This window comes from Vibrio cidicii, from assembly GCF_009665415.1.
Taxonomy (GTDB): domain Bacteria; phylum Pseudomonadota; class Gammaproteobacteria; order Enterobacterales; family Vibrionaceae; genus Vibrio; species Vibrio cidicii.
The window spans coordinates 2,303,171-2,317,076 of sequence record NZ_CP035921.1; the positions used below are offsets into that span (position 1 = coordinate 2,303,171).

Consider the following 13,906-nt stretch of genomic DNA (forward strand, 5'->3'; position numbering starts at 1 on the left):
GCGTTCGAGGTTTTTCGCAGTGAGGTAGGTGTTTTTATCATTTAAGTGTTTGATTTTAAATTGATATTTATTTTTCTGGTGCTGAGGTTTATTTGCTTGTTGAGTGGGTGATATGTCACAAAATATGACAATATGAAATTGATATATTCGATATTAATAAGATTATCTGAGTTTTATTTCGGATTATTCGATATGTTTGCTGCCTTTTGTCATATTTGCTATAACTATCGTTCGCACATTTTAGGTCAATCAGCATGTCACATCTCAATTATAACCACTTGTACTACTTCTGGATGGTTTGCAAACAAGGCTCGGTTACCAAAGCGGCCGACGCGCTTTTTCTCACTCCGCAAACAGTGACCGGGCAAATCAAAGCGCTGGAAGATCGGATGAAAGGCAAATTGACCAAACGCAACGGTAGAACGGTTGAGCCGACCGAGTTAGGGCAATTGGTGTTCAAATATGCCGATCGTATGTTTGGTTTAAGTTATGAGATGCTGGATATCGTTAATTACAGCCAACACTCAAATATCTTGTTTGAAGTGGGGGTTGCCGATGCCCTGTCGAAGCGTTTGGTGAGTAAGGTTTTAATGACAACGGTGCTGGAAGATGATCGTATTCATCTGCGTTGTTATGAATCGACGCATGAGTTGTTGTTAGAACGTTTGGCTCAACATAAGCTCGATATGATCCTTTCTGACTGTCCTGTCGATTCGACTCAAAGTCCGGGTTTATACAGCAAGAAACTGGGTGAAAGCAGCATGAGTTTTTTCTCATCAAGCAAATTGGACAATATGGACTTTCCCGCAATCTTAGAGCGTAAGAAATTGCTGCTGCCGGGTGGTCGGACGGCGATGGGGCGTAAAGTCATGCAGTGGTTTGACCGTCAGGGGATGCAACCTGATGTGCTCGGCGAGTTTGATGATGTGGCTTTAATGAAAGCGTTTGCCCGATACCACGACGATGTGATTTTTCTCGCACCAACCGTGTATATGTCTGAGATAGAGGACGACCGCACATTGCAGTTGATCGGTCATGTTGAAGATTTGAAAGAAGAGTACTACGTAATCTTTGCGGAAAGAATGATTCAACATCCGGCAGTGAAAAACGTTTGTGACGCAAATTTTAGTCAATTGTTTACATGAACGAGTTCCTTCAATACTACGAATAGATTACTATCTACAAAAGTATAAACTCAAACTATAAAACAACTCTTACACAACTATCTGCAACAGCCGTTGGGTCATATAAGTTGTAGCTCGGGGACCAACCAATGAACTTAAAAGAAATGGAGCAGAATTCTGCTAAAGCTGTGGTGCTGTTAAAAGCAATGGCAAATGAACGGCGTCTACAAATTCTATGCATGCTGCACAATCAAGAACTTTCTGTTGGCGAGCTCTGTTCTAAACTAGAGCTTAGCCAGTCGGCTCTTTCTCAACACTTGGCGTGGTTACGCCGCGATGGCTTAGTGTTGACACGCAAAGAAGCGCAGACCGTTTATTACACGTTAAAAAGTGAGGAGGTCAAAGCGATGATTAAGTTGCTACACAGCCTTTACTGCCAAGAATCGCCGTGTGCGTAGGCATTAAAGGTGGTTGATGAAAAAAGCTGGCGATGCCAGCTTTTTTATTACCTGTATTAAAAGGCAACAAAAATTCTGCAAATAAAAAAACCGGCATTAAGCCGGCTTTTTCTTCACTGAAATCAGAGCGCTATTACAGAGCTTTGATTTGTGCAGCGAAACGAGACTTGTGACGAGCAGCTTTATTCTTGTGAATAAGGCCTTTAGTCGCCATGCGGTCTAGGATTGGTGTAACTACAGCGAAAGCTGCAGTTGCGCCTTCTTTGTCGCCAGCAGCGATTGCAGCAACAGTTTTCTTCATGTAAGTGCGCATCATTGAACGACGGCTAGCATTGTGCTGACGACGTTTTTCAGCTTGGATAGCGCGCTTCTTAGCAGATTTGTTATTTGCCAAGGGTCTAACTCCCAAAAACTTTAGTTCGGTGACAATTTAAGGGCGAGGAATATCCCTCATTTATGCCCGATTGTCAAATGATTTGTGCAAAAACCCATCGAGCCAAAAGAACTTTTGGTAAGAAAGGTTAACGCGGTTAAGATGGCGGGGATTCTATCAGCATTTTCAGACCAATGCTAATAAATATCCGCTTCGATTCTAATAAAAGGCGGAGAAAGGTTAGGCTACGGTGAGATTTCGAGGTTATTGTGAGTAAACGACTCCTTAAGTCCGGCTTGATCGTCAGTGCTATGACGCTGATTTCAAGGGTTTTGGGCTTAGTACGCGACGTAGTTGTCGCCAATTTGATGGGCGCTGGAGCCAGTGCCGATGTTTTTTTCTTCGCCAATAAGATTCCTAACTTTCTAAGACGCTTGTTTGCCGAAGGCGCCTTTTCCCAAGCGTTTGTTCCTGTTCTGACGGAGTATCATGCCCGTGGCGACATGAATAAAACGCGCGATTTGATCGCGAAAGCGTCGGGAACGTTGGGGGTGATCGTCACCGTGGTGACCATTTTGGGCGTTCTTGGTTCGGGCGTGGTTAGTGCACTTTTCGGCGCTGGTTGGTTCTTAGATTGGTTACGCGGCGGGCCTGCCGCAGAAAAGTTTGAGCTAGCGAGCTTTATCCTCAAAATTACCTTTCCTTATCTCTGGTTTATCACTTTTGTTGCGCTGTCGGGGGCGATCCTTAACACCATGGGGAGATTTGCCGTTTCCTCTTTTACCCCAGTTTTTCTCAATGTGATGATGATCTTGGCGGCTTGGTATATTGCGCCGTATCTTGCTCAGCCCGAAGTGGGCTTAGCGATAGGGGTCTTTTTAGGCGGATTGGTGCAATTTCTCTTCCAACTGCCTTTTTTAATCAAAGCTGGGGTGATGGTAAAACCGAAATGGGGATGGCGAGATCCGGGCGTGGTTAAAATTCGCACCCTGATGCTGCCTGCACTGTTTGGTGTCTCCGTTAGCCAAATTAACCTTCTTTTCGACACCTTTATTGCCAGCTTTTTGCAAACCGGTTCGATCTCTTGGCTCTACTATTCTGACCGCTTGCTCGAATTCCCGCTGGGCTTGTTCGGCATTGCGATTGCGACGGTTATTTTACCTGCGTTGTCGCGTAAGCACGTTGATGCGCACAGTGAAGGCTTCGCCCATACCATGGATTGGGGGGTACGCATGGTGACCTTGCTTGGCATCCCCGCCATGCTCGGACTGATGGTTTTGGCCAAACCTATGCTGATGGTTCTGTTTATGCGTGGTGAGTTTAGCCCACAAGATGTTCACCAAGCTTCTCTATCGCTGCTGGCGTACGCATCGGGTCTGCTGAATTTCATGTTGATCAAGGTTCTCGCCCCTGGGTACTACTCGCGTCAGGACACTAAGACGCCAGTCAAATATGGCATTATTGCTATGGTGACCAATATGGTGTTTAACGGGATTTTCGCTTGGTTTTATGGCTATGTCGGCTTAGCGGTGGCAACAGCTCTGTCCGCATTCGTGAACATGGCGCTGCTGTATCGAGGTTTACATCTAGCTGGGGTTTACCGAATTTCTAAGCGAACCGTCTATTTTATTACACGTTTAATTTTGGCCGGTGCAGCAATGGTTGCGGTGTTATTGTGGAAAATGGAACAGATGTCTATTTGGCTACAATGGACATCGGCCCATCGCGCTGGGGAGCTTATTCTGCTGATTCTGATCGGTGCAATTGCTTACTTAATCTCGGCGTTTTTGCTTGGGATTCGGTTAAAAGACCTAAAAGCTGGGACAGAGTAAGCTCGATTAGTATATAATCCGCCAGTTTGACACTGCATAAATAGAAAAACAGAGGCACTTCGCTGTATCCAAATGGAACTGATACGAGGCATTCATAATATAAGGTCGCAGCATCGTGGCTGTGTATTAACCATCGGCAATTTTGATGGTGTCCATCTCGGGCATCAGCAAGTGTTGCGTCAGGTTTCTCTGCAAGCCAGAGCTATGTCACTGCCATCTGTGGTCATGACTTTTGAACCCCAGCCGATGGAGTTGTTTGCCAAAGACAAGGCGCCAGCACGATTAACCCGTTTGCGGGATAAATTTGTGCAACTTGGCAAGTTAGGGCTGGATCGATTGTTGTGTGTCAATTTCAACCGACATTTTGCCGCTCTTGATGCTGAGGCATTTATTCGCGACTTGTTGGTCGAGCGTTTGGGTGTTAAGTTTCTTGTCGTTGGTGATGATTTTTGCTTTGGCAAAGCGCGTCAAGGCAACTTCGCTATGTTGCAAGCAGCTGGAGAAAAATACGGTTTTACCGTAGTGAACACTCAAAGCTTCTGTTTAGAGCAGTTACGAGTGAGCAGCACCGCCATTCGTGAGGCATTAGCCGATGACGACTTGCCTGCTGCGGCTCAGATGCTTGGGCGGGATTACAGCATTAGCGGCCGTGTTTCTCATGGCCGAAAATTAGGCAGAACCATCGGTTTTCCGACGGCGAATATTCCGCTTAAGCGCTGTGTTTCCCCAGTTTCTGGTGTCTACGTTGTGCAAGCGCTCGGTCTTGCACAAAATGCCATTGGCGGCGTGGCCAACATTGGTCAGAGGCCGACAGTAAACGGCGTTCGTCAGCAGTTAGAAGTGCATTTATTCGACTTTCAGGCCAACTTGTATGGCAAACAGTTAGAAGTGGTGCTTTTGCATAAACTGCGTGATGAAAAAAAATTTGAGTCGTTTGATGCACTCAAACAGCAAATTGAATTGGATGCTGAGGCAGCAAGGGTGTGGCTGCGTCAGCTAACTCGTTGAACGGTTTATTCCACCGAACAACATAATGTCTAACTTTCGCCCAATATAACGGAATTAAGAATCGATGAGTGAGTATAAAGATACCCTGAACTTACCTGAAACAGGGTTTCCGATGCGCGGCGATCTGGCTAAACGTGAGCCAGAAATGCTAAAGCGTTGGTATCAAGAAGACCTTTACGGAGCCATCCGTGAAGCGAAAAAAGGCAAGAAATCATTTGTATTGCATGATGGTCCTCCTTATGCAAACGGTGATATTCACATTGGTCACGCACTAAACAAGATTCTTAAAGACATTATTATTAAATCCAAAACACTTTCAGGTTTTGACGCACCTTACATTCCAGGTTGGGACTGCCACGGTCTACCTATCGAACTGATGGTTGAAAAGAAAGTCGGCAAACCGGGCCAAAAAGTGACCGCAGCCGAGTTTCGTGAAAAATGCCGTGAATACGCAGCAGGCCAAGTGGAAGGGCAAAAAGAGAGCTTTAAGCGTCTTGGTATCATGGGCGAGTGGGACAAACCATACCGCACTATGGATTTCGCCACTGAAGCCAACATCATCCGTGCGCTGGGTAAAATTGCCGACAACGGCCACTTACTGAAAGGGTTTAAACCGGTTCACTGGTGTACCGATTGTGGCAGCGCACTGGCAGAAGCAGAAGTGGAATACAAAAACAAAGTTTCTCCTTCTATCGACGTTCGTTTTAAAGCGGCTGATGAAGCGGCGCTGCTGGCGAAATTTGCTTTAAATGAAGGCCACGAAGGCCACGGTGACGTCTCGATCGTTATCTGGACAACCACGCCTTGGACACTGCCTGCTAACCGCGCAGTGTGTTTGCGTGAGGATCTTGAATACGTACTGATCCAAGTTGAGGGCGATGCGGCTTCAGAGCGTCAACCAGAGCGTATTATCGTTGCGGCTGAACTGGCTAAAGAGGTGATGGATCGCGCGGGTATCGAGCACTTCCACAATCTTGGTTTTGCCAAAGGTGCGGATCTTGAACTGGTTCAGTTCCAACACCCATTCTACGCGTTTACCGTGCCTGCGATCCTTGGCGATCACGTCACCACGGATTCGGGTACTGGTGTGGTACACACCGCTCCGGGACACGGTCAAGAAGACTTTGCAGTCGGCCAAAAATATGGCCTTGAAGTGGCAAATCCAGTGGGCTCAAACGGCGTGTATCTGCCAGACACTGAACTGTTTGCTGGTCAACACGTATTTAAAGCGAATGATGCTGTCGTCGAAACGCTAAAAGAAAAAGGCGCATTGCTGCATCATCACGCTTACGAGCATAGCTACCCGCACTGCTGGCGTCACAAAACGCCCATCATCTTCCGCGCGACCCCTCAGTGGTTCGTTTCGATGGACCAAGCGGGTCTACGTGCCAAAGCTCTAGAGTCGATCAAAGGCGTTCAGTGGATGCCGGAGTGGGGTCAAAGCCGCATTGAAGGGATGATCGAAGGTCGCCCAGAATGGTGTATCTCACGTCAACGTACTTGGGGTGTGCCAATTGCTCTTTTCGTGCACAAAGAAACCGCAGAATTGCATCCAAACTCGCTTGAGCTGATTGAAAAAGTGGCTCAAGTGGTTGAACAAAAAGGCATTCAAGCGTGGTGGGATCTTGACGCTGCAGAACTGCTTGGCGAAGAAGCGCCGCAGTATGAAAAAGTACTCGATACCTTAGACGTTTGGTTTGATTCTGGCGTAACACACTACGCAGTTGTTGATAAACGCGAAGAGTTCAACGGCGCACAAGCAGACATGTACCTTGAAGGTTCGGACCAACACCGTGGTTGGTTCCAGTCTTCGCTGATCTCTTCGATCGCGATGAAAGGCAAAGCGCCTTACAAGCAAGTATTGACGCACGGTTTCGTGGTCGATGGCCAAGGCCGTAAGATGTCAAAATCGATCGGTAACGTGGTTGCACCAAAAGATGTCACCAACAAGCTAGGTGCAGATATTTTGCGTCTGTGGGTTGCTTCAACCGACTATACGGGCGAAGTGGCGGTTTCTGATGAAATCCTCAAGCGTTCAGCCGATGCTTACCGCCGTATCCGTAACACGGCGCGTTTCTTCTTGGCCAACTTGAACGGCTTCAATCCAGAAACAGATATCGTACCCGCTGATGAAATGGTTGCGCTGGATCGCTGGGCGGTAGGTCGTGCATTAGCGGCGCAGAACGAGATCGTCAAAGCGTATGAAGAGTACAACACGCACGGCGTGACGCAGCGTCTGATGCACTTCTGTTCTATCGAGATGGGTTCATTCTATCTTGACGTGATCAAAGATCGTCAGTACACCGCGAAGCGTGGTGGTCATGCACAACGCAGTTGTCAGACTGCGCTGTACTACATCGTCGAGGCGTTGGTACGTTGGATGGCGCCAATCATGTCGTTTACTGCCGATGAAATCTGGAACCAGATGCCGGGTGAGCGTGACAAGTTTGTCTTCACCGGTGAATGGTTCGATGGTCTGTTTGGCCTTGCAGAAGGTGAAGAGCTCAACAATGCATTCTGGTCTGAAATCCAGAAAGTACGTGGTGCGGTCAACAAACTGCTTGAAGCGGCACGCAGCGATAAGACCATCGGTGGCTCACTACAAGCGGAACTGACGCTGTTTGCCAGCGACGATCTTGCAGCGAAAATCAACAAACTTGACGATGAGCTGCGTTTCGTTCTGCTGACTTCAGCCGCTACTGTTAAACCACTTAGCGAGAAGTCAGACGCGGCGCAAGCCACCGACATTGAAGGTCTGTTTGTCGAAGTGCGTGCAACGGAAGCGGCGAAGTGTGACCGTTGTTGGCACCACACCCCAGACGTTGGCACTATCGCTGGTCACGAAAAAATCTGTGGCCGCTGTGTTTCTAACGTCGAGGGCGAAGGCGAAGTGCGTAAGTTTGCCTAATTGTCGGTGAGCGAAAGACTGAACTTTTTATCGTAATTGCAGCCCCAGTATTCACTGGGGCTATTTTTAGGAATTAAGATGAGCGAAAAAGCACTGACGTTAAAGCAATCTGGGGTGCGCTGGCTGTGGTTAGCCTTTGTGGTGTTTGTGGCCGATATTGGCATCAAATTTGTGGTGATGGAGAAGATGGGTTACGGCTGGGCCAATCGCATTGAAGTCCTGCCATTCTTTAATTTGCTGTATGTGCATAACTATGGCGCCGCTTTCAGTTTTCTCAGTGATCAAGAGGGGTGGCAACGTTGGTTGTTCACCGGTATTGCTTTTGCGGTTACGGGCCTGTTGACCTATTGGATGAGTAAACTCTCGGCAAAAGAAAAATGGAACAACATTGCGTATGCGATGATTATTGGCGGAGCCGTAGGTAACGTCTTTGACCGTTTAGTACACGGTTTTGTGGTCGATTACTTGGACTTTTTCTGGGGTAACTACCACTGGCCAGCTTTTAACTTAGCCGATGCAGCCATCTGCGTTGGCGCAGCGATGATCATCTTAGATGGCTTTCGTCGCAAAGAATCGCAATAAAAACCAATAACCCTAAGCGCTGTCCGTTGATTCGGTCAGCGCTTTTGTCTATAACGAGCAAGCAACTGCCACCGTTTTCTACAAGGAAGCCGTAACGTGACCACTATTACCCAACAATCTGCTGTAACGCTGCACTTTACGATTAAAATGAAAGACGGCTCTGTCGCCGATAGCACGCACAACATGGGCAAACCAGCGAAGTTTGTCATGGGCGATGGCAGCCTGAGTGACAACTTCGAGCAGTGTCTGCTTGGGTTGCAAGCGGGCGAAAACAAGTCAATTGAACTCAAAGCGCAAGATGCCTTTGGCTTGCCCAATCCGGATCATATCCACCACATGGACCGCGCACGTTTTGTTGGTGATGCCGCGGTGGAAGTCGGTACGATCATGGCCTTTGCCGGACCCGATGGGATGGAGATCCCAGGCATCATTACCGAAATCGCCGGAGACTCGGTGACGGTTGATTTTAACCACCCACTCGCCGGGCAAGATGTGACTTTTGAAGTTGAAATTTTGTCAGTAGAATAGCCAGCCAAAAGATAACTACCCATGAGCAATGAAATGAAAATCCTGTTAGCCAACCCGCGTGGATTCTGTGCCGGAGTCGATCGTGCCATCAGCATTGTTGAGCGCGCACTGGAACTGTATCAGCCGCCGATTTATGTTCGCCATGAAGTGGTGCACAACCGTTTTGTGGTCGAAGGGCTGAAGCAACGCGGTGCGGTGTTTGTGGAGGAACTTCATGAAGTACCGGATAACAACATCGTCATTTTCTCTGCTCATGGTGTCTCTCAAGCCGTGCGTCAGGAAGCGAAAGAGCGCGATCTCACCGTGTTCGATGCGACCTGTCCTCTGGTCACTAAAGTGCACATGGAAGTGGCGCGCGCCAGTCGCCGCAGTATGGAAGTGGTGCTGATTGGCCACGCCGGTCATCCGGAAGTCGAAGGCACCATGGGACAATATGCCAGCCAGCAGGGCGGTATGTATCTGGTTGAAAAGCCGGAAGATGTTATTGGCCTTAAAGCGGTGGTGAAAGATCCGAGCAATCTGCACTATGTCAGTCAAACCACCTTGTCAGTTGATGAGACCGCCGATGTGATTGATGAACTGCGCCGCGTGTTCCCTGATATCCAAGGCCCACGCAAAGACGATATCTGCTACGCGACACAAAACCGTCAAGATGCAGTGCGTGAGTTAGCCAGTGAGGTCGATGTGATGGTGGTGGTGGGGTCAAAGAACTCCTCGAACTCAACTCGTCTCAAAGAGCTCGCAGAAATACTCGGCACGCCTGCCTATCTGACCGACTGCCCGCAGGATATACAGCCAGTGTGGTTTGACGGTAAAGTCAAAGTTGGTGTCACGGCTGGCGCCTCTGCGCCAGAAGAGTTGGTCAATCAGATCTTGGATCGCATCAAAGAGCTAGGAGCACAATCGGTTGAAGAGGTGCTAGGCCGCGAAGAGAATATGTTCTTTGAAGTGCCGAAAGAGCTGCAAATTAAGCAGATTGATTAAGTGCGGTGAAACGAAGAAGGCGACCAAACGGGTCGCCTTTTGCGTTTCTGTTACTCAGTGTGGCTACTGGTAAATCCCAAGCATCTCTTTGAGTAATTTAAGATAGCGGCGACTGACCGGAATGGTAAAACCCGTGCGGGTGATGATTTCGGCTAAGCCATTTTCCAACAATTTGATTTCACTGATTGCTTTTATTGCCACCAAATATTGCCGGTGGCAGCGTACCAGTGGTGTTTTCTCTTCCAGCGTTTTTAACGTCAGTTGGGTACTGGCGGTTTGATTGATGGAGCGCACATGCACGCCACTAATATCGCTGTAAGCGCATTCGACGTTGTCCGTGGCCATGATCACAATCCGGTTGTGGCCGATACACGGGATTTGGTCCAGCGTTTCAGGGGCGATGCCGGACAAATGTTGGCTGAGCGCCGACTGGCTGGCGGCACGATTGAGGCGCTTTACGGTCTTTTTCAGCCGCTCGGGGTCGACGGGTTTCAGCAGGTAATCAAAGGCATTGTCCTCAAACGCCTGAATCGCGTACTGATCATAAGCGGTGACAAACACCACATACGGCATGGTTTCTGGGTCCATCATGCCAAGCAGCTCTATGCCGGTCACTTGGGGCATCTGTATGTCGAGAAACACCACATCGGGTTTGAGCTCGTTGATTTTCTTTAACCCCATGATGGCATTGGCCGCATCGCCAATCACCTCAATCTCACCCGTTTCACCCAGCAGCTCGCAAAGCTCGTCACGAGCAAAAGGTTCGTCATCAATTACCAGTGCGGTCAACATCCGTATAGTCCCTGTGTTACAGCTATTCAGCTCATCAACGCTGAGTGCGGAATGATAAAGGTCATTTTAGTAAATTGATGCGGTATCGCTTGAATTTTTAGTGCTGCATCACGGCCAAAGTGATGACTCAAGCGTTTATCGACAATCTCCATGCCAAGCCCGGAGTGATCCTCACTCGGCGCTTGATAACAACCTGCATTGTCTTCAACGGTGATAGCGTAGCCTGTTGGGCTCTTTTCGCTGTAGATGCGCACTAAACCGCCTTCGAGCAAGTTGGAAATACCATGCTTCACCGCATTTTCGACCAAAGGCTGCAAGGTAAAGCTCGGCAGTTTGACCTCCAGCAGTTCGGCGGCAATGTCGATTTCCACGTCGAGACGATCAGCAAAGCGCGCTTTTTCAATGCTCAGGTAGGCATTGACGTGTGCCAGCTCTTCTTTGAGTGTGACGGTATTGATGTTTTGCTTAAGGTTGCTGCGAAAGAAATGGGAGAGATTTTGTATCAGCTCGCGTGCTTTGTCAGGGTCGCGGCGGATCACGGCACTGATGGTATTGAGCGCGTTGAAGAGAAAGTGCGGGTTGACTTGCGCGTGCAGCAGTTTGATTTCCGATTGCGTCAGTAAGGTTTGTTGTTGCTGGTAATCGCCATAGAGAATTTGGCTGGAAAGCAACTGGGCAATGCCTTCTGCCATCGACATATTGATGGTGGAGAAGAGTTTGCGTTTGGGCTCGTACAGCTTGATGGTGCCGACCACCTCTTTGCCTGCACGCAGCGGAATGATCAACGCTGCGCCTAATTTACAGTCGGCAGCCAGTGAGCATTGATAAGGGCGCTCACTGCCATCGAGATAAATGATCGCATTCTGCGCCATCGAATCGAGCGTACTTTGCGACGAGATTGGCGTGTTAGGTTTGTGGTGGTCATCACCAATACCGACAAACGCGAGGATCTTCTCTTGATCGGTAATCGCCACTGCGCCGACATTGGTCTCTTCGTAGACTATGCGGGCAATTTTCTCGGCATTGGTGCTGTTAAAGCCGCTGTGCAAGATGCCGACCGAGCGATCGGCAATGGTCAGTGCGCGGCGGGAAAAGGTGGCGGAGTATTTTTCGAAGATGGTTTTTCTGTCTTGCAGAATGCTCATAAACAGTGCAGCGCCGACCGAGTTGGCAATGATCATCGGCGCGGCAATCGCCGACACCAGAGCGTAGGCTTCTGAGTAGGGTTTGGCGACCACCAGCAAGATGATCATCTGCATGATCTCGGCAAAAAAAGTGATGCCAAACACCACTGAAGGGTTAAACAGTTGTGCCCCTTTGTTTTTCTTGAGCAGATAGACATGCAATAGGCCACCGATCAGCCCTTCTGTCGTGGTGGAGATGGCGCAGGCGAGATCGGTAAAACCGCCTAACGTATAACGGTGGATACCGCCAGTAAAGCCAACCGCAAAACCAACCACTGGGCCGCCGAACAGCCCGCCCATCACCGCACCAATTGCGCGAGTGTTGGCAATGGCATCGTTGATATGCAGGCCAAAATAGGTGCCCAGAATACAAAAGGCAGAGAACAGCAGGTAGCACAGTAAGCGGTGGCTCAGGCGTGACGAGATGTTGAGCATCGGCAAGATGAGCGGGGTTTTACTCAGCATATAAGCCAACACTAAGTAAACACACATTTGCTGCAGTAGCGAGATAACCAGTTCCATAACGACTCTTCTGTGACTGAACAGGGTTTATTGTATGGCAAAGAAAAAGAGTCTGCGACTGGGCAGACTCTTTGTTTAGGCGCTCATGGCGTGGTGCTTACGCGGTTTCGGAAACCGCTTGCGGTTTTTCTTCATCCGCTAGCTCGCGCTCACCTTTGCCTTTGGAGATTTTGATCACGTAGCCTGTTACCACCAGCGAGAAGATAAGGCCGGCAATGGTGGAAATCTGCATTGGTAAACCAAAGCCCAGCGCGCTGTTGTTGAGGATAAAGCTGACGCACACTGTGGTCATAAAGAAGGCCGGAACCGTAGTGATCCAGTGCAGCTTGTTGTGGCGTAGCAGGTAAGCCGATGCCGTCCACAGCATCATCACTGCGGTCGTTTGGTTGGCAAAACCGAAGTAGCGCCAGATGATGCCAAAATCCACCTGAGTCAGAATCGCACCAAGGACGAACAGCGGAACGGCCATCAGCAGGCGGTTACGCAGAGTTTTCTGCTCCATGTTGAAGTATTCCGCTAAGATCAAGCGGCTGGAACGAAACGCTGTGTCACCCGAGGTGATTGGCAGAATTACCACACCCAAGAAGGCAATCACACCACCAAACACGCCAAGCAGGCCAAATGACGCACTGTAGACCACGTTGCCAGGGCCACCGTTTTTAACCGCTTCAGAAAGGGACTCCAGTGAACCAAAGAAAGACAGAGCAATGGCACACCAGATAAGTGCAATGATGCCTTCACCGATCATCGCGCCGTAGAAGACAAAGCGGCCATTTTTCTCATTTTCCATACAACGCGCCATCAACGGTGATTGCGTGGCGTGGAAGCCTGAAATCGCACCGCAAGCGATGGTGATAAACAGCGCAGGCCAGAGCGGCATATCGTTCGGGTTGAGGTTGGAGAACATGTCAGCGACTTGGAAATCCCCCATCACTGTGTGTTCAGGTGAAAGGGCAATCGCGGTCATCAGACCAACCGACATGAAGATCAGCAGCGCGCCGAACAGTGGGTAAAAGCGCCCAATGATTTTGTCGACAGGCACAATCGTCGCGATGATGTAGTAAGCAAAAATGATCACCACCATGGTTGTCATGCTCACCGAGAAGCTAGTTTGATCGTTGATAAGGTTAGTTATCATGCCTGCTGGCGCAGACACAAACACCACACCGACCAGCAGCAATAAAACAATGGCAAAAATGTTCATGAAATGTTTAGCGCCATTGCCTAAGTAGCGGCCGGTGATGCTCGGCACAGACGCGCCGCCGTTACGTACGGAAAGCATGCCAGAGAAGTAATCGTGCACCGCACCAGCAAAAATACAGCCGACCACAATCCACAACATGGCAGCCGGGCCGTAAAGAGCCCCCATGATCGGGCCAAAAATCGGGCCGACACCGGCGATATTCAGCAGTTGTACCAAATACACTTTGGGCGTTGACATCGGCACGTAGTCGACGCCATCGGTTTTAGTGTGGGCTGGAGTTTGGCGATGTTCGTTGATACCAAATACTTTCTCAACGAAAGCGCCGTAGATGAAGTATCCGCCAATCAGGGCAGCGACACAGGATAGAAACCACATCATAGCAATTTGTCCTTGGATAATAGTTAAGC

The 13,906-nt window shown here is 49.1% G+C and carries 12 protein-coding genes; 8 read left to right on the forward strand and 4 right to left on the reverse strand.

Annotation, left to right across the window (positions count from 1 at the left end; all coding sequences use genetic code 11):
• Positions 1-254 precede the first annotated feature (254 nt).
• Both nhaR and EWA64_RS11590 read left to right on the forward strand, forming a co-directional pair.
• On the forward strand, positions 255-1,145 hold the full coding sequence (gene nhaR / locus EWA64_RS11585; RefSeq protein ID WP_369435796.1) for a transcriptional activator NhaR: 891 nt from the start codon (positions 255-257) through the stop codon (positions 1,143-1,145).
• 128 nt (positions 1,146-1,273) lie between these two features.
• A complete protein-coding gene (locus EWA64_RS11590; protein WP_039424155.1) occupies positions 1,274-1,582 on the forward strand; it encodes an ArsR/SmtB family transcription factor in 309 nt (102 codons plus the stop codon).
• 133 nt (positions 1,583-1,715) lie between these two features.
• Here EWA64_RS11590 and rpsT read toward each other — a convergent pair whose 3' ends face one another.
• Positions 1,716-1,976, reverse strand: a complete 261-nt coding sequence (gene rpsT / locus EWA64_RS11595; RefSeq protein WP_039424157.1) for a 30S ribosomal protein S20 — start codon at positions 1,974-1,976, stop codon at positions 1,716-1,718.
• A 248-nt stretch (positions 1,977-2,224) separates the two neighbouring features.
• On the opposite strand from rpsT, the gene murJ reads away from it, so the two are divergent.
• From murJ to ispH, 6 genes are all read left to right on the forward strand, one after another.
• Positions 2,225-3,787, forward strand: a complete 1,563-nt coding sequence (gene murJ, locus EWA64_RS11600; RefSeq protein ID WP_061894196.1) for a murein biosynthesis integral membrane protein MurJ — start codon at positions 2,225-2,227, stop codon at positions 3,785-3,787.
• Between the two features lie 72 nt (positions 3,788-3,859).
• A complete protein-coding gene (gene ribF / locus EWA64_RS11605; RefSeq protein WP_061894197.1) occupies positions 3,860-4,795 on the forward strand; it encodes a bifunctional riboflavin kinase/FAD synthetase in 936 nt (311 codons plus the stop codon).
• A 64-nt stretch (positions 4,796-4,859) separates the two neighbouring features.
• Positions 4,860-7,703 (forward strand): isoleucine--tRNA ligase, encoded by a 2,844-nt coding sequence (gene ileS, locus EWA64_RS11610; protein ID WP_061894198.1) that lies wholly within the window; start codon positions 4,860-4,862, stop codon positions 7,701-7,703.
• 78 nt (positions 7,704-7,781) lie between these two features.
• A complete protein-coding gene (lspA, locus tag EWA64_RS11615; RefSeq protein ID WP_061894199.1) occupies positions 7,782-8,285 on the forward strand; it encodes a signal peptidase II in 504 nt (167 codons plus the stop codon).
• Positions 8,286-8,381: 96 nt separating this feature from the next.
• Entirely contained in the window at positions 8,382-8,813 is a 432-nt protein-coding gene (gene fkpB, locus EWA64_RS11620; protein ID WP_039440512.1) for an FKBP-type peptidyl-prolyl cis-trans isomerase, read from the forward strand.
• Between the two features lie 21 nt (positions 8,814-8,834).
• On the forward strand, positions 8,835-9,797 hold the full coding sequence (gene ispH, locus EWA64_RS11625) for a 4-hydroxy-3-methylbut-2-enyl diphosphate reductase (RefSeq protein ID WP_061894200.1): 963 nt from the start codon (positions 8,835-8,837) through the stop codon (positions 9,795-9,797).
• Positions 9,798-9,860: 63 nt separating this feature from the next.
• On the opposite strand, the gene btsR is transcribed toward ispH, so the two are convergent.
• The 3 genes from btsR to EWA64_RS11640 all read right to left on the reverse strand — a co-directional run bounded on the left by btsR (position 9,861) and on the right by EWA64_RS11640 (position 13,877).
• A complete protein-coding gene (gene btsR, locus EWA64_RS11630) occupies positions 9,861-10,589 on the reverse strand; it encodes a two-component system response regulator BtsR (RefSeq protein WP_039424173.1) in 729 nt (242 codons plus the stop codon).
• A 26-nt stretch (positions 10,590-10,615) separates the two neighbouring features.
• Entirely contained in the window at positions 10,616-12,295 is a 1,680-nt protein-coding gene (locus EWA64_RS11635; protein WP_172564794.1) for a sensor histidine kinase, read from the reverse strand.
• A 97-nt stretch (positions 12,296-12,392) separates the two neighbouring features.
• On the reverse strand, positions 12,393-13,877 hold the full coding sequence (locus tag EWA64_RS11640; protein ID WP_039440501.1) for a carbon starvation CstA family protein: 1,485 nt from the start codon (positions 13,875-13,877) through the stop codon (positions 12,393-12,395).
• Between the last annotated feature and the right edge of the window lie 29 nt (positions 13,878-13,906).

What these genes read in the sequence shown, in the direction of transcription:
- nhaR (WP_369435796.1), top strand. Translation starts at nt 255, where the DNA reads ATGTCACATCTCAATTATAACCACTTGTACTACTTCTGGATGGTTTGC.
- EWA64_RS11590 (WP_039424155.1), top strand. Translation starts at nt 1,274, where the DNA reads ATGAACTTAAAAGAAATGGAGCAGAATTCTGCTAAAGCTGTGGTGCTG.
- ribF (WP_061894197.1), top strand. Translation starts at nt 3,860, where the DNA reads ATGGAACTGATACGAGGCATTCATAATATAAGGTCGCAGCATCGTGGC.
- ileS (WP_061894198.1), top strand. Translation starts at nt 4,860, where the DNA reads ATGAGTGAGTATAAAGATACCCTGAACTTACCTGAAACAGGGTTTCCG.
- lspA (WP_061894199.1), top strand. Translation starts at nt 7,782, where the DNA reads ATGAGCGAAAAAGCACTGACGTTAAAGCAATCTGGGGTGCGCTGGCTG.
- ispH (WP_061894200.1), top strand. Translation starts at nt 8,835, where the DNA reads ATGAGCAATGAAATGAAAATCCTGTTAGCCAACCCGCGTGGATTCTGT.
- btsR (WP_039424173.1), bottom strand. Translation starts at nt 10,589, where the DNA reads ATGTTGACCGCACTGGTAATTGATGACGAACCTTTTGCTCGTGACGAG.
- EWA64_RS11635 (WP_172564794.1), bottom strand. Translation starts at nt 12,295, where the DNA reads ATGGAACTGGTTATCTCGCTACTGCAGCAAATGTGTGTTTACTTAGTG.
- EWA64_RS11640 (WP_039440501.1), bottom strand. Translation starts at nt 13,877, where the DNA reads ATGATGTGGTTTCTATCCTGTGTCGCTGCCCTGATTGGCGGATACTTC.